The organism is Nocardia sp. NRRL S-836 (genome assembly GCF_001279525.1).
GTDB lineage: Bacteria > Actinomycetota > Actinomycetes > Mycobacteriales > Pseudonocardiaceae > Lentzea.
The window spans coordinates 19,976-35,890 of sequence record NZ_LGDY01000140.1; the positions used below are offsets into that span (position 1 = coordinate 19,976).

Sequence of the window (15,915 nt, forward strand, 5' to 3'; positions counted from 1 at the left end):
GATACGGCCACTATGACAACGTTGTCCCCCAGCGGCCAGGCTGCCGGTCAGCGCAAGGTCCGCCGCGCGACGATGAACGACGTCGCACGGCTGGCGGGCGTGAGCATCAAGACCGTCTCGCGTGTCGTCAACGACGAGCCGGGTGTGCACCCGTCCACCGCCGAACGCGTGCTGGCGGCCATCGACCAGCTCGGGTTCCGGCGCAACCTCAGTGCCCGCAACCTGCGCCGTGGCTCGTCCACCGGCACGATCGGGCTGGTGCTGGAGGACGTCGGCAACCCGTTCTACTCCGGGGTGACCCGCGCTGTCGAGGAGATCGCCCGCCTGCGGGGCAGACAGGTGATCTCCGGGTCGTCCGACGAGGACCCCGGCCGCGAGCGGGAGCTGGCGCTGGAGTTCTGCAGCCGCAGGGTCGACGGGCTGCTGATCGTGCCCGCCGGCCTGCAGCACAGCTACCTGGTGCCGGAGATGCGCGCGGGCACGCCGGTGGTGTTCCTGGACCGGCCCGCGGGTGACGTCGTGGCGGACACGGTGCTGGTGGACAACATCGGCGGGACCGTCGAGGCGGTCACGCACCTGGCCTCGCACGGGCACCGGCGCATCGCGTTCCTCGGCGACGCGCCGGACATCTTCACCGCGAACGAGCGGCTGCGCGGGTACCGCGAGGGCTGCGTGCGGGCGGGGATCGGGTACCACGAGGAGCTCGTGGTGATGGGACCGCACGACGAGGCCAGCGTGACGGCGTCGTTGCAGCGGTTGCGGACCATGCGCGAGCCGGCCACGGCGGTCGTGGCGGGCAACAACCGCATCACCGTGTACGTCCTGCGCTCGCTCGCGGGGGTGGCGGAGAAGCCGGCGCTGGTGGGCTTCGACGACTTCGAGCTCGCAGACCTGTTGTCGCCGCCGGTGACCGTGATCGCGCACGACGCGAGCGCGCTCGGCAAGGCGGCCACGGACTTGTTGTTCGCCCGCTTGGACGGCGACAACTCGCCACCGCGCCGCGTCGTGCTGCCGGTGCGCTTGGTGCCACGAGGATCCGGGGAGGTCCACGCGTGAGTTCTGGTGTGCTCCACCAGCCTGTCAACCTGCCGGCGAACCAGCCGAAGCAGTTCTACCGCGGCGGGGAGGCGATCGCCGCGTTGCGCGGTGGTGCTTCCGCCGACTTCGGGCCCGAGGACTGGGTGGCGTCGACGACGACGCTCTTCGGGCGTGCCGATGCGGGGCTGACGACGTTGCCGAACGGCGTGCTGCTGCGCGACGCCGTCGCGGCGGACCCGGACGGGTGGCTCGGCGCCGACCACGTGGCGAAGTTCGGCGCGGACACGGCGTTGCTCGTGAAGCTGCTCGACGCGGGCCAGCGGCTGCCGGTGCACTGCCACCCGTCGAACGCCTTCGCCGCCACGCACCTGAACTGCCGCCACGGCAAGACGGAGGCGTGGATCGTGATCGGCACGACCGGTGCCGACCCGACCGTCTACATCGGATTCAAGGACGAGGTGCCCGCCGACGTCGTGGCCGAGTGGGTCGCCACGCAGAACAGCGCGGCGATGCTCGACGCGCTCAACCCGGTCGGCGTCCGGCCCGGCGACACGGTGTTCGTGCCCGCCGGTGTGCCGCACGCGATCGGCGAGGGCGTGTTCATCGTCGAGCTGCAGCAGCCGACCGACTTCTCGGTGACGCTGGAGTGGCGGGGTTTCCTCGACAGCCCCGACGCCGCTCACCTCGGCCTGGGCTACGACCTGGCGCTGGACTGCGTCGACCGGCAGGGCTGGGGCTCGTCGCTGGAACGGCTGGTGCACCAGACGTCCGAGCGGTGGGCGCCGTCGGTGGACCTGCTGGGCGCGGACGCCCACCCGTTCTTCCAGGCCGACCGCCTGCACGTGGAGGGCTCCCTCGCGCTGGAGCCGTCGTTCGCGGTGCTGGTGGTGCTGGAGGGGTCCGGCCAGCTCGGTGCGCTGGAGGTGCGCAAGGGCAGCACGGTCGTCGTGCCGCACGCGGCCGGTGAGCTGGGGCTGTCCGGTGACCTGGTGGCGGTCCGCTGCCGCCCGCCGGTGCTGGCCGCGGTGGAGGACGTGGCGCCGTGACGGCACCGCTGCTGGAGGCCAGGGACCTCGTCAAGAGCTACGGCACCGTGGAAGCGCTCCGCGGTGCCTCGTTCACCGCCTACCCCGGCGAGGTCGTGTCGCTGATCGGCGACAACGGCGCCGGCAAGTCGACGCTGGTGAAGTGCCTGTCCGGGGTGGAGCAGCCCAACGGCGGCACGCTGCTGTTCGACGGGGAACCGCTCACGCTGAGCTCGCCCAACGACGCCCGCGACCGGGGCATCGAGACGGTGTTCCAGGACCTCGCGGTCGCGCCGGACCTCGACCCGGCCGCGAACATGTACCTGGGCAGGGAGATCCTCAAGCCGGGCCTGCTGGGGCTGCTGGGCGTGCTCGACAAGAAGGCGATGCGCCGCAACGCCGCCGAGCACTTCAGCCGGTTCGGCGCGGCGCTGCAGAGCATCGACGTGCCGATCGCGGCGCTGTCGGGCGGGCAGCGCCAGTCCGTCGCGGTGGCGCGGTCGGTCGCGTGGGCGTCGAAGCTCGTGTTCATGGACGAGCCGACCGCCGCACTCGGTGTGGTGCAACGGGAACGCGTGCTGGACGTGATCCGGCGGGTGCGCGACGAGGGCGTCGCCGTGGTGCTGATCTCGCACAACATGCCCGAGGTGCTGTCCGTCTCCGACCGGGTCGAGGTGCTGCGCCTGGGCCGCAGGGTGGCCCGGTTCACGGCCGCGGACACCACCGTGGAGGAGCTCGTCGGCGCGATGACCGGCGCGCTGTCGCAGGAGAACGCGGGATGACCACCGATGAGCGGACAACGTTGTCAACTCCGGCGGACGAGCGGCGCACGCCGTTGCTCAAGCGGCTGACCGGCGCCAACACGCTGTGGATCGGCCTGGTGCTGCTGGTGCTGGTCGCGGTGTTCGGCGCGATCCGGCCGGACGCGGTGTTCCAGGTGACCACGCTGCAGTTCCTGCTCGCGGAGACCGCCGTGCTGCTGGTGCTCTCGGTCGGCATGACGTTCGTGATCATCACGTCCGGCATCGACCTGTCCGTGGGCTCGGTGCTGGTGTTCGCGTCCGTCGCGTCCGCGCTGGCGATGAACGCGGTGTCCGGCGGTGACGCGACGGGCGCTGGCTGGGGCGTGATCGCGTTCGGCCTGCTCGTCGCACTCGTCAGCGGCGCGGTGTGGGGCCTGCTGAACGGCCTGCTGATCTCCCGCGCGAAGATCCCGCCGCTGATCGTGACGCTGGGTTCGTTCGGCGCGGCGCAGGGCGCGGCCCTGTTGCTGAACAACGGTTCCAACGTCTCCGGCATCCCGGACCGGCTGAACCGCACCTTCGGCTCCGGCACGTGGTTCGGCATCCCGAACATCGTGATCGTGGCCGCCGTCGTCACCGCACTGGGCGCACTGCTGCTGTCCACCACGCGGTTCGGCCGCTACACCTACGCGGTCGGCTCGAACGAGGAGGCGGCCCGGCGGGTCGGCATCTCGGTGCGCGGCCACCTGACGAAGGTCTACCTGCTCGCGGGCACCCTCGCGGGCCTCGCGGGCTTCATGGGCAACGCGTTCTTCCGCGTCGCGGTCGTCACCGGCCACGAGACGGACAACCTGAACGCGATCGCCGCCGTCGTGCTGGGTGGCACGAGCATCTTCGGCGGCACGGGTTCGGTGGTGGGCACGGTCTTCGGCGTGTTCATCCCGGCGGTGCTGGAGAAGGGCCTCGTGATCATCGGGGTCAGGGAGTTCTGGCAGCCGATCGCCGTGGCGGTCGTGCTGGTGGCCGCCGTGTGGCTGGACCAGACGCGGCGGCGGGCGCGCAACCAACGTTAGGGAGAGGTGCTGGACTGATGAAGATCCGCTCCGCAGTGGCCGTCTCGGCCGCGTTCCTCCTCGCCGCGTGTGGCGGCGGCGGTCAGATCGGTGACTCGGGTTCGGGTGACAAGCCCGCGAACAAGAAGCTGGTGCTGATCCCCGGCATCACGGCGGAACCGTTCTACATCTCGATGCAGTGCGGCTTCCAGGACGCGGCGAAGGCCGCGGGCTACGAGTTCGACACGCAGGCGCCCGCCAAGTTCGACGCGGCCCAGCAGACCCCGATCGTCACCGGTGTCCTCGCCTCCCGGCCGGCTGCGGTGCTCATCGCGCCGACCGACGACAAGGCCATGGCCGGCCCGATGAAGCAGCTCAAGGACGCCGGCATCAAGGTCGTCGAGGTCGACACCAAGCTCCAGGACACCTCGATCGCCGCCTCCTCGATCTCGTCCAACAACGAGCAGGGCGGCAAGCTGGCCGCGGAGACGCTGAACAAGCTCGCCGCGGGCAAGACCGGCTCGGTCCTCGTGCTGAACACCAAGGCCGGCACCTCCACCACCGACGCCCGCGCCAAGGGCTTCGAGGAAGCCGTCAAGGCCTACCCGAACCTCAGGTACATCGGCCAGCAGTACACCGACAACGAGCCGGCCACCGCCGCCTCGAAGGTCACCGCGACCCTGGCGGCGAACCCGGACCTCATCGGTGTGTTCGCCACGAACCTGAACACCGGCGAGGGCGCCGCGACCGGCCTGCGCAACGCCGGCAAGACGGGCGCGGTCAGCCTGGTCGGCTTCGACGCCTCGCCCAAGCAGGTGCAGGACCTGCAGGCGGGCACCGTGCAGGCGTTGATCGCGCAGGACCCGGCGACGATCGGCAAGCAGGGCGTCGAGCAGGCGCTGGCGGCGATCGACGGCAAGCAGACCAAGCGCGACATCGAGACCGACCTGGTGGCGATCACCAAGGACGACGCCTCGGCCAACTCGAAGTACTTCTACAAGCAGTCCTGCTGACGCTGCCCGTTCCGGCTAGGGCCGTTCCTCCACGTGAGGGACGGCCCTTCGCGTGCCAGCGGAAATGACACACGTCATGCCCTTGTGACCGGTTGGCCTAAGACCAGAGTCGTAGCGAGGGAACACCTTCAGCCGTTGTCCCCCAGCCAGGAAGGCGGTGGGCTGGGAGCCACGACCGAAGGGGGAACAACCGATGCGCCGGAAGAAGTTAGCGGCCGCACTGGCCGTCGCCACGGCAACATCACTTCTCGTCGCACCACAGGCGTCCGCGGCACCTGCGCAGACCATCGCCTGGCGGAACTGCTTCACCGAGGTCCCGCCGGAGGCACCGCCGGGCGCGGAACGGCTGGAGTGCGGCAGCTTCACCGCGCCGATGGACTGGAACCACCCGGACAACGGCAAGACCATCACCATCGCGGTCAGCCGGCTCACCCCGCGCAACGGCACCGCGAAGACCACCGTGTTCACCAACCCCGGCGGGCCCGGTGGTGCGGGCCGCACGATGCCGCTGATCTACCTCGACCGGCCGAAGCTCAGCGAGAACGCCGAGATCATCGGCATCGACGTGCGCGGTACGGGTGCCAGCAGCAACGTCACGTGCGGCATGTTCGAGACGTTCGGCTCGACCGACCCGCGTGACCGCAGCAGGGCCAACCTGGACCTGCTCTACGGGGGCATGGAGCTGCAGGCGAAGTTCTGCCAGGCCAAGAGCGGCGAGCTGGGCAGGCACATCACCACCGAGCAGACCGTGAAGGACCTCGACCTGCTGCGGCAGCTGCTGGGGCGCAAGAAGGTCAGCTGGCTGGGGTACTCCGGCGGCAGCTGGATGGGCGCGTACTACGCCACCTACTTCCCGAAGACGCTCGACCGGATCGTGCTCGACTCCAACGCCGAGTTCACCGCGCCCTGGCAGTCGGTGTTCGACGACTGGGGCATGGGCTTCGAACGGCGGCTGCGCGTCGACTTCCTGCCGTGGGTGGCGAAGTACGACAGCGTGTACCACCTCGGCAAGACCGCCGACGAGGTGTGGCAGAGCTACGAGCGCACCCGCGCGAAGCTGAACGGGCAGCCGGTCACGTTGCCCGAGGGCACCTACAACGGTGTGGCGCTGGACTTCACGACGCGGGCCGCGCTCTACGCCAAGGGCTCGTTCGACGGTGCCGCGACCAAGCTCGCCCAGCTGGCCGGTACCGCGCCGCAGCAGCTCGGCGCACAGGCCAGCTACCCGGACGCCGCCAGCGGCACGCTGTACTCAGTCCTGTGCAACGACACGCCGTTCCGGGGCGGCCGCGCGTACCTGGAGCGGGACGCCGTGCGGGACGGCGCCAGGTGGCCGTTCTTCGGGCACTACCAGCTCGCCGGGCCGTGCGCGTTCTGGGACCGGCCGACCGTGAACCTGAAGCAGCCCACCGGGAACGGTGTCGCCCCGACGTTGATGGTGCAGTCGGTGCGCGACCCGGCGACGCCGCTCGAAGGCGCGCGGCGGGCCCACCGCGGCTTCCGCGGCTCGGTGCTGCTCACCGTCGAGAACGAGGGTGACCACGGCATCTACGGCTTCGGCAACGAGTGCGTCAACGACGTCGTCGAGCGCTACCTCGTCGACGGTGTCGCGCCCGCCGCGGACCTGACGTGCCAGGGGGTTCCGCTGCCCGCTCCCGGTGAGACCGCGCGCAACCCGCTCACGCAGGCACACCGGCTCGCCGCCCAGCTCGGTTGGTAGAAGGGGGAGAACGCATGCACCGCAAGAAGATCGCCGCGGCGCTCGTCGCCGTGACGGCGACATCGCTGCTGGTCGCGCCACCGGCGCAGGCGCGGACGCCGTTCGCCGCGCAGCGGATCGGCTGGCAGCGCTGTTTCGACCCGGTCCCGCCCGGCTTCCCGCCCGGCGCGGAACGGCTGGAGTGCGGCACGTTCACCGCACCGATGGACTGGAACCACCCCGGCAACGGCAAGACGATCACCATCGCGGTCAGCCGCACGCGCCCGAAGACCGGCACGGCGAAGACCACCGTGTTCACGAACCCTGGCGGACCGGGCGGGCCCGGCCGCACCATGCCGCTGGTCTTCCTGGACCGGCCGAAGCTCAGCGAGAACGCCGAGATCATCGGCATCGACGTGCGCGGCACGGGTGCCAGCAGCAACGTCACGTGCGGCATGTTCGACACGCTCGGCTCGACCGATCCCCGTGACCGCAGCAAGGCCAACGTCGACCTGCTCCACAGCGGCATGGAGCTGCAGGCGAAGTTCTGCCAGACCAAGTCCGGCGAGCTCGGCCGCCACATCACCACCGAGCAGACCGTCAAGGACCTCGACCTGCTGCGGCAGCTCCTGGGGCGCAAGAAGGTCGACTGGCTCGGCTACTCCGGCGGCAGCTGGATGGGCGCCTACTACGCCACCTACTTCCCGAAGACCCTCGACAAGATCGTGCTCGACTCGAACACCCAGTTCACCGCGCCCTGGCAGTCGGTGTTCGGCGACTGGGGCCTGGGCTTCGAACGGCGCTTCCGCGTCGACTTCCTGCCGTGGGTGGCGAAGTACGACAACGTGTACCACCTCGGCAAGACCGCCGAGGAGGTGCGGCAGAGCTACGAGCGCACCCGCGCGAAGCTCGCGCAGCAGCCCGTCACGCTGCCGGACGGCACCTACTACCCGGTCACGCTGGACCTGCTGCTCTTCCGCGGCCAGTACAGCAAGTACTCGTTCGAGCAGACCGCCCAGAGGTTCGCCGAGCTGGCGGGTGCGGTGCCCGCGCCACTGACCTCCCAGGCGAGCTACCCGGACGCGCAGACCGCCACGCTGTACACGGTCCTGTGCAACGACACGCCGTTCCGCGGCGGGCGCGGGTACCTGGAGCGCAACGCCGTGCGGGACGGCGCGAAGTGGCCGTTGATGGGGTACTACCAGATCATGGGGCCCTGCGCGTTCTGGGACCGCCCGAACGTGAACCTCAAGCGGCCCACCGGGATCGGTGTCCCGCCGACGCTGATGGTGCAGTCCGAACGCGACGCCCCCACGCCGATCGAGGGTGCGCGCAAGGCGCACGCCGGGTTCGCGGGCTCGCGGATGCTCACGGTCCGGGACGAGGGCGACCACGGCATCTACGGGTTCGACAACGCCTGCGTGAACGACGTCGTCGAGCGCTATCTCGTCGACCGGGTCACGCCGGCGAAGGACCTGACGTGTCCCGGCGTGCCGCTGCCGGAACCGGGTGCGAGCAAGGCGGGCGTGCTGGAGCAGGCCGGCCGGCTGGCGGTTCAGCTCGGCTGGTGAACGTCCAGCACGGCCTGCACGAAGGTCGTGTACCAGGGGCTCTCGGTGAACAGGGGGCCGGTCTCCTCGCCCACGTAGAGGTCGATGTGCCGGTCCCCGCCGAGCCCCGGCGTGAACTCGTCGGTGATCTCCCAGTCCGACGCCGTGAGCTTGCGGCACACGGCGGGGTCCGGGTCCGTGCCCTCGGGCGTCCGACCGCAGGACACGAGCCTGACCAGTGAGCCCCTCGTCAGCCCGTCGGCGGCCGCCGAGATGAACGGCCGCAACGGCTGCCCGAACGAGTCGCGCGGTGCCGAGTCGAGCCAGTAGCCCTTGTCGTGTGACCAGTTGAGGTACCGGCCGGACGCCGTCCGGCCGGTGCCCTCGTCCTCCACGGCCTTGGCGAACGACTGCGGGAACGTGCCGAGCGGCTCGTCGCCGTTCTCGCAGTCGATGACCGGGCACCCGCGCACCGGCACCGCGCGTCCACTGTGGAACGACTCGACCGCGGTGTAGTAGACGGTGACCTCCCAGCCGTCCGCCGGCACGGCGGACGCGGACGGTCCAGCCTGGCCGGTGGTACACCCGGCCACAACCAGCACCGCCCACAACCACCGCACGTGACCTCCCGTCATCCCGCCATCACGGTGCCGACGGACACGAACGCGTATCCCGCGTTCCGCAGCCCCTGGACGGTCTGCTGCAGGTACCCGGTACCGAGGTACGGGTGGTAGAAGAAGCTCGCGACACCATCATCGACCACCCTGAGCTGTTGCGCCGTCTTGACGAGATCGGCCGGTAGGCGGGCGGGGTGGTTGTTGAACGGCTCCGGCTCGACGTTGCCGACCGCCTCCGGTGCCACGACGGAGCCGTAGACGTCGCGGACCAGGTACGGGAAGTACTGGCCGTAGATCCTGTCGTACCGCGGGGTGCCGGTGCCGCACGCGCCGTTCGGGCAGTAGCCGGCGAAGTACAGGCCGCGGTCGTAGCGCTTGCCGAAGTTCTGCTGGACCACCTCGTAGTCCACGGCCGACGCGGCGTAGTGCGGCGGCTCGAAGACGGCCGGCTTGGGGAACCCGGCCGCGGCGAGCGCGCTCGTCGCCGAGCTGATCCGGCCCTGCGCCCACGCGGCCGAGTCACCGGGGACGGGACCGTCGTAGACGACGTTGTCGCTCTCGTCGACGTGGGCCAGGTAGAACTCGAAGTCGTTGCCGCTGCGGCCGTCGTAGGGGTTGACGAGCGTGCCGAACTGGTGCGTGTAGCCGTGCATCAGGATCGTGCCGCCGCGCTGGACCATGTACTTCAGCGCGCTGACGACCTGCGGGCGCTGCGCCAGGTTCGCCGCCTCCGGCACGCCGTTGTTGTCGGCGCCGAGCGGGTTCTCGAAGCGCGGGTAGACCGCGATGGTGAACGGGATGTTCTGCGACCTCAGGTAGTCGGCGACCGCGCGCAGCTCGCCGGGCTCGGCGTCGGGGCCGACGTCCTCGATGCGCACCAGCGCCCGTTTGCGGTCCACCAGCGCCGGGTTGGCCACGTGGCTGATCAGGTCGGCGGCGGCCAGGTAGCGGTCGCCGTGGTCGACGTAGCTGAACGGGACCTCGCCGATGTAGGTGAGGTTCCTCGACCTCGTGGCCCAGTTGATCGGGCCGGCCGCGGAACCGGTCGCGACCGCGGGCGCCGACGCGATCGACGGGTCGGTGATCGAGGTGATCATCAGACCGGACGGGGTCGCGAGCGGGCTGCGGCCGAGGTCGGTGTTCTCGTAGCGGACGGTGGTCGCGGCACCGAAGTCGTACTGCACCCAGGTCCAGCCGTAGGTCGTCCGGAAGCTCGGCGCGCGGGCGGTGAGCTGCCAGATGTTGTGCGCCATCCACAGCACCGGCCTGGAGCCCGCCAGCACGTCGTCGAGGAACGCCACCGGGATCGGCTCGTCATAGGTGGAGCCGATGTAGATCACGCCGGTGTAGCCGGCGAGCTCCCCGGCGGCGTACGAGGCGACCGGGTGCATGACGTACGAGCTGCCGTGCGAGGCGAGGTTGCCCGCCTGCACCGCGTACGCCTCGCCCAGCCACGCCCACGGGCCGGTGCTGTCGTAGAGGACCAGCGTCTTCTGCGTCGACCTCGCGCCGGGCGCGCCGCCGCCGTTCGTGCCGGCCTGCGCCGACGTGCCGAGCACCGTCGAGATCACGCCGGGCTGGGACGTGCGCTGGGTGGTGCGGCTGCTCGTCGCCGCCGGCCTGGCCGGTGGAGCGGGCGGTGCGGGAAGGACGTTGCCGGCGAGCCCACCGACCCGTTCGGTCAGCGGGAGCGCCGCCGCCTGAGCGGGCGCGGGGACCATCGAGACAGCGAGGGCGACCCCGGCGGCCACCCTGAGAAGTCCGGCCTTCATGCCACATCCACCTCTCCGGACATGCGCACGGTGGCGCTGCCCGCGTAAGGAGAACTCAACGGGTCGCTGCTGCTGCAGGCCCAGTAGCCAGGCCAACGCCTGTTCGGTGCGCACGGAGGCAAGGCCGTCGCCGAACGGATTGCCCTCGGCGGTCATCGCCTCACGTGCGGCGGGGTTGTCGAGCAGCCGGAGGGCGAGCGAGCCGATGCGCTCGCGGTCGGTGCCCACGAGCACCGCGCAGCCGGCGGTCACGGCCTCCATCCGCTCGGTCACGTCCCGCAGCACCAGCGCGGGAACGCCGAACGACGGCGCCTCCTCCTGGATGCCGCCCGAGTCGGACAGCACCAGCGTGCACTGCGCGAGCAACCGGGCGAGCTGCGCGTACGGCAGCGGGTCGGTGATCGTCACGCGCCGGGTGCCGCCGAGCACGTCCAGCACCTGGCCGCGCACGGCCGGGTTGGGGTGCGCGGGCAGCACGACCTCGACGTCGGGGCGGGCCGCGACGATGTCCGCCACGGCGTGCAGCACGCGGTCGAGCGGCTCGCCCCACGACTCGCGGCGGTGCGTCGTGACGAGCAGGAGCCGCGACTGTCCCTCGTGGACCCGGTGCTCGATCGCCTGCAGCCGCGGGTCGCCGTAGGGCGCGCGCCGGGCGGCCACGTCCAGCACCGCGTCGACGACCGTGTTGCCGATGGTCAGCACGTTGTTGCCCTGCAACGACTCCGCTGCCAGGTGCGTGGCGGCGGCCGCGGTCGGCGCGAGGTGCAGCGAGGCCAGCTGGCCGACGAGCTTCCGGTTCCCCTCCTCGGGGAACGGCGAGGTGAGGTCGTGCGAGCGCAGCCCGGCCTCCAGGTGCACCACCGGGATCTGCTGCCAGAACGCGGCGAGCGCGCCGGCCAGGGTCGTCGTGGTGTCACCCTGCACCAGCACCGCGGCGGGGGCGCGTTCGGTGTAGAGCCGGTCGAGCTCCTCGATCAGCTGGCTCGTCAGCTCGGCCTGCCCGCCGGAGACGCGGTGGAGCTCGATCGTCACGTCGGCGGCGAAGCCGAACGACTCCAGGGCCTGGTCGACCATCTCGGGGTGCTGCCCGGAGTTGACGAGCACGGGCCGGATGCGGCCGCCGGCGAACACGGCGGCGGCCACGGGCGCCATCTTCACGGCTTCCGGTCTTGTCCCCGCGATGATGAAAACTTCAGGAACACCGTCCCGGTGGAACTGCCGAGGGCCGGGCACCAGAGCACTTAGTCCCATCTTCTACCTCTTCGGACCGTCCGGGCACGCGCGGCGTACGTGCGTCATCACCCACTGCGACTCGATCATCGCGACAAATCAATTGGCACCGGCTCCAGCCGGATGCCGCCGGATCGGTGATCCGACTTCACGAACCCCGTGTAACGGAGGTCCATTCGTCCTCGATATGGCCGGTTGACGCACTGCTCGACCAGCCCGTGGTCTCGCCCAGAACACCAGTTCCCAGCCCTGACGTCTGGTATCTCGCACCGGCCCAGCGCTTCGTTACCGGGAGCCGCAATGGCAGAACCGAAGACGCGGAGCGCGTTCCTCGTGAACGCGACCGCTTTTGCAGACAGGCCTGTGTCATGAGTGGCACGACGCAATTCGCGACGTTCATGTTCGTTCTTCTGCTCTTTTGGCCGACTTACAACCTGGTCCTCGCACTGTTCGTGTGGTGGCGGCCGAAACCGGGCGGAACGGACGTTCCTTCGCGATATCCGCTGCACTACTGGATCATCATTCCGGCGTTGAACGAAGAACGCGTCGTGGCCAACACGGTGCGTTCCGCACTCGCATTGGACTCGGCGCGCACACCGGTCCAGGTCGTCGTCGTGGACGACGGCTCGGACGACCGCACGCCGCACGTCCTCGCCGGGATCGACGACCACCGGCTGCACGTGCTGCGCCGCACCCCGCCGGACGCGCGCAGGGGCAAGGGCGAGGCGCTCAACCACGCCTACCGGTACGTCCGCGGCATCGCCGAGGAGGCCGGCACGGTGCACCGCACGATCATCGGCGTGATCGACGGCGACGGCCGCGGCGAGCCCGGCATGCTGTCGGAGATCAGCGCGTACCTCGCCCAGCGCGACGTCGGTGCCGTGCAGTGCCGCGTCCGCATCCACAACCGCGACAACCTGCTGGCGTTCCTGCAGGACCTGGAGTTCGGCTGCGTGGTGGACGCCTCCCAGTCGCTGCGGGACGTCGTCGGCACGGTGGGGCTGGGCGGCAACGGCCAGTTCGTCCGGCTGTCGACGTTGACGGTCCTGGGCGACGCGCCGTGGTCGGCCTGTCTGGTGGAGGACCTGGAACTGGGCCTGCGCGTGCACCTGGCCGGCCGGCGGATCCGGTACGCCACGCACGCGACGATCACCCAGCAGGGCCTGGTCGACGTGCGCCGCCTGCTGCGCCAGCGGACCCGCTGGGGCCAGGGCAACCTGCAGTGCCTGGGTTTCGTGCCGAGGCTCGTCCGGGCCAGGCGCATCGGATCCGTTGCGCTGCTTGAGTTCCTCCAGTACCTGCTGGCGCCGTGGCTCGTGGCGCCGATGACGTTGCTCGTCACGGCGCTGGTGGGCGTCAACCTCTACGCGCAGGCCACCGGCACCGACCTCGGCGGCCTGTACACGCACGGCACGAACATCGGGGCGGCAGTGGCGATCTGGGCCGCCGCGCTGGTGTTGCCCGGCCTGATCTGGGGTGTCGTGCACCGGCTCAAGCACGGTGACGAACCGGTGCTGCGGTGCCTGGCGGTCGGGCTCGCGTACCCGCTGTTCCTGGTCCTCGGGTCGGTCTCCACGTTGCGCGCGCTCTACCGGCACTGCGCGGGCCGCAACGCGTGGGCGAAGACGGAACGCCTGGCGGAGAAGGAACTCCCGGCCACCGCGGCGCCGCCGGTGCCGAAGATCGCGTAGCCGCTAGAAGGTCCCGGGGTGGGTGCGTCTGCGCCGAGCCGCGTAGACACCCGCCTCGGTGCGGCGGTCGAACCCGAGCTTGTGCAGCAGGCTCGACACGTAGTTCTTCACGGTCTTCTCGGCCAGGAACAACCGGTTCGCGATCTGCCGGTTCGTCATGCCCTCGGCGATCAGGTCGAGGATCCGCTTCTCCTGCGGGCTCAGCGCGGCGTAGCGGGGGTCCTCCTCCGGCCCGCCGCGCAACCGTTGCAGCACGGTCGCGGTGACCCCGGCGTGCAGCAGGCTGCCGCCGGAGGCGAGCGTGCGCACCGCGGCCACGAGGTCGTTGCCGGACACCTCCTTGAGCATGTACCCGGCCGCACCGGCCATGATCGCGCCGAACAACGCCTCGTCGTCGGAGTAGGACGTGAGCATCAGGCACGCCGGCGGCGGCTGCACCAGGCTCCTGATCTCCCGGCACACCGTCACGCCGTCACCGTCGGGCAACCGCACGTCGATGATCGCGACGTCCGGCCGCAGCCGCGGCGCCTGGGTGATCGCGGACATGGCGCTGTCGGCCTGCCCGACCACGGCCACGTCGTCGGCCTGCGCCAGGAGCTGCACGAGCCCGCGCCGCACGATCTCGTGGTCGTCCACGAGCAGCACCGCTATCGCCATCTCGCCTCCTGCAGCGCCAACGGGACCAGCCAGGTGATGCACACACCCGCGCCGGGAACCGAGTCCACGGAACAGCGCCCGTGATGACGACGCGCTCGCGCCGCCATGTTCTCCAGCCCACCGGCGTGCTGCGCCCTGCCGGGCGAGTCGTCGGGCAACGGCAAGCCCCGCCCGTCGTCCCTGACCGTGAGCTCCAGCCGGGTCATCTCCCGGTCGACGCCGATCGCCACCTTCACGTGCTTCGCCCGCGCGTGCCTGGCGACGTTGGTGAGCGCCTCCCGCACCGTGGCCACCAGGTCCGGCCGCACCCGGTCCGGCACCACCGTGTCGAGCGGCCCCCGCATCGCCACGTCCGGCTCGAACCCCAGCAGCTGCGCGGAGTCCGCCACCGCCCGCAACAACTGCCCGCGCAAGCTCGTGGTGTTCGCCACCGGCTCCTGCAACGAGAAGATCGTCCGGCGGATCTCCCGGATCGTGTGGTCGACCTCCTCCACGAACCCGCCGAGCCGCTCGGTGATCTGCGGCTTCGTCGTCATCCCGGTCAGCCCCTGCAACCCGAGCCCCAGCCCGAAGAGCCGCTGGATGACCAGGTCGTGCAGGTCCCTGGCGATCCGGTCGCGCTCCTCCAGCACCGCCAGCCGCTCCGTGTCCCCCTGCGCCTGCGTGAGCTCCAGCACCAGCGCCGCCTGCGTCGCAAACGCTTGCACCAACTCCACGTCCTCGAACGCCGGCTGACTCCACGCCCGAGCCACGATCAACACCCCGAGCGTCCGCTCCCCCGCCGACATCGGCACGACCACCACGGGCCCCGGCACCAGCTCCACCCGCCCGGCCTCGTGGCACTCGGCGCGCCCGGTCTCGTACACCCGGTAGCTGACCGTGCCGTCCTTCGGCACCCGCATGCCCTCCGCGTCGTACGACCCCCCGTCGGTGACCTCGATGACCAGCTCACCGGCGTGATCGGGCAACACGAGCGCACTGAAGTCGGCGTTCGCGGCCGTGCGCGCCCGCTTGGCCACGAGGTAGAGCGCTTCCCGCCCGGTCGTGCCGGTGAGCAGCTCCGTGGTGACCTCGGCGGCCGCCTTCAGCCACGCCTCCCGCCTCCGCACCCGGTCGTGCACGCGTTGCTTCTTGATCGCGATCCCGGCCGCGGCGGCGACGGTGGCGGCGAGCTCCCGGTCGCCCTCGCTGAACACGGCCTTGCCGGAGAGGTAGAGGCTGCCGAAGTCCTGCCCGTCGACCAGCACCGGCACCCCGACGAAGTCGGCGGCACCGATCGAGCGCGGGTCACCCGTGGTGATGTGGCCGGGGTTCTGCCCGGACCATTCGAGGAGCTCGCGGTGGCCGTCGAGGACGGCCAGTGCGCCGTACGGGGCGTCGACCAGGTCGCAGGCCGACTCCACGACCAGGTGGAGGAGGTCGGGAAGGGAGTCGGTGCCGGCGAACGACAGCACCACGTCGAGGAGACGCTGGTCGGTGCTGAGGTTGCCGCCCACGGGATCCACGCCCCCTTTGGGTAGGGAGACACCGTACGAATGACTGAGGGTAACTCCTGTGAGTAGTCAAGGGGGAGAGCGTCACTGCAACTGGTGAAAAAGGGGGTTACTCAGAGTGCAGGGGTCTGTCGCCTTGGTGCCGGGGGCTTGTTGTGTCCGTGTTGCCTTGACAACCGTGGGTGGTCGGGCACGTGAGCGGATCACCTTGGCACCAGGGTGGCTCGGGCACGTGAGCGATCACCTTGATGCCGTGGTCTTGCAGGCAGGGACGACGTTCGGGGTTCATCGCCGCTTCGCGACGATCGCGATTGGGGCTTGACTTCGAGCCTCTA

12 protein-coding genes are annotated in these 15,915 nt (G+C 70.5%); 8 read left to right on the forward strand and 4 right to left on the reverse strand.

Features of this window, described 5'->3' with window-relative positions; all coding sequences use genetic code 11:
• The first annotated feature begins 12 nt into the window (after positions 1–12).
• The 7 genes from ADL03_RS38710 to ADL03_RS38740 all read left to right on the forward strand — a co-directional run bounded on the left by ADL03_RS38710 (position 13) and on the right by ADL03_RS38740 (position 8,141).
• The gene (locus ADL03_RS38710; RefSeq protein WP_197289030.1) at positions 13–1,056 is read left to right on the forward strand and encodes a LacI family DNA-binding transcriptional regulator; all 1,044 of its coding nucleotides are present in this window, start codon (positions 13–15) and stop codon (positions 1,054–1,056) included.
• Positions 1,053–2,084, forward strand: coding sequence for a class I mannose-6-phosphate isomerase (locus ADL03_RS50585; protein WP_304438824.1), 1,032 nt, complete (start codon positions 1,053–1,055; stop codon positions 2,082–2,084). Before ADL03_RS38710 ends, ADL03_RS50585 begins: the two co-directional genes overlap by 4 nt.
• On the forward strand, positions 2,081–2,845 hold the full coding sequence (locus ADL03_RS38720) for an ATP-binding cassette domain-containing protein (protein ID WP_053738621.1): 765 nt from the start codon (positions 2,081–2,083) through the stop codon (positions 2,843–2,845). The genes ADL03_RS50585 and ADL03_RS38720 overlap by 4 nt, the downstream gene beginning before the upstream one ends.
• Positions 2,842–3,879: an ABC transporter permease gene (locus ADL03_RS38725; protein WP_053738622.1), complete on the forward strand. Its 1,038-nt coding sequence runs from the start codon at positions 2,842–2,844 to the stop codon at positions 3,877–3,879. The genes ADL03_RS38720 and ADL03_RS38725 overlap by 4 nt, the downstream gene beginning before the upstream one ends.
• A gap of 17 nt (positions 3,880–3,896) precedes the next feature.
• Positions 3,897–4,871, forward strand: coding sequence for an ABC transporter substrate-binding protein (locus ADL03_RS38730; RefSeq protein WP_053738623.1), 975 nt, complete (start codon positions 3,897–3,899; stop codon positions 4,869–4,871).
• A 193-nt stretch (positions 4,872–5,064) separates the two neighbouring features.
• Positions 5,065–6,591, forward strand: a complete 1,527-nt coding sequence (locus ADL03_RS38735) for an alpha/beta hydrolase (RefSeq protein ID WP_053738624.1) — start codon at positions 5,065–5,067, stop codon at positions 6,589–6,591.
• Between the two features lie 14 nt (positions 6,592–6,605).
• Positions 6,606–8,141, forward strand: a complete 1,536-nt coding sequence (locus ADL03_RS38740) for an alpha/beta hydrolase (protein ID WP_053738625.1) — start codon at positions 6,606–6,608, stop codon at positions 8,139–8,141.
• On the opposite strand, the gene ADL03_RS38745 is transcribed toward ADL03_RS38740, so the two are convergent.
• Positions 8,126–8,740, reverse strand: coding sequence for a hypothetical protein (locus tag ADL03_RS38745; RefSeq protein ID WP_197289031.1), 615 nt, complete (start codon positions 8,738–8,740; stop codon positions 8,126–8,128). The two genes, ADL03_RS38740 and ADL03_RS38745, sit on opposite strands and share 16 nt — an antisense overlap.
• An 11-nt stretch (positions 8,741–8,751) precedes the next feature.
• Positions 8,752–11,760, reverse strand: a complete 3,009-nt coding sequence (gene wecB, locus ADL03_RS49010; RefSeq protein ID WP_197289032.1) for a non-hydrolyzing UDP-N-acetylglucosamine 2-epimerase — start codon at positions 11,758–11,760, stop codon at positions 8,752–8,754.
• A gap of 377 nt (positions 11,761–12,137) precedes the next feature.
• Here wecB and ADL03_RS38755 point away from each other — a divergent pair, with 377 nt between their 5' ends.
• Positions 12,138–13,430 carry a glycosyltransferase family 2 protein gene (locus ADL03_RS38755; RefSeq protein WP_255353450.1) on the forward strand — a complete coding sequence of 431 codons (1,293 nt, stop codon included), beginning with the start codon at positions 12,138–12,140 and terminating at the stop codon, positions 13,428–13,430.
• A 3-nt stretch (positions 13,431–13,433) separates the two neighbouring features.
• Here the strand turns inward: ADL03_RS38755 and ADL03_RS38760 are convergent, their stop codons facing one another.
• Together ADL03_RS38760 and ADL03_RS38765 are read right to left on the reverse strand one after the other, a co-directional pair.
• Positions 13,434–14,087: a response regulator transcription factor gene (locus tag ADL03_RS38760; protein ID WP_053738628.1), complete on the reverse strand. Its 654-nt coding sequence runs from the start codon at positions 14,085–14,087 to the stop codon at positions 13,434–13,436.
• Positions 14,078–15,592, reverse strand: coding sequence for a GAF domain-containing sensor histidine kinase (locus ADL03_RS38765; protein WP_082373854.1), 1,515 nt, complete (start codon positions 15,590–15,592; stop codon positions 14,078–14,080). Before ADL03_RS38765 ends, ADL03_RS38760 begins: the two co-directional genes overlap by 10 nt.
• Positions 15,593–15,915 lie beyond the last annotated feature (323 nt).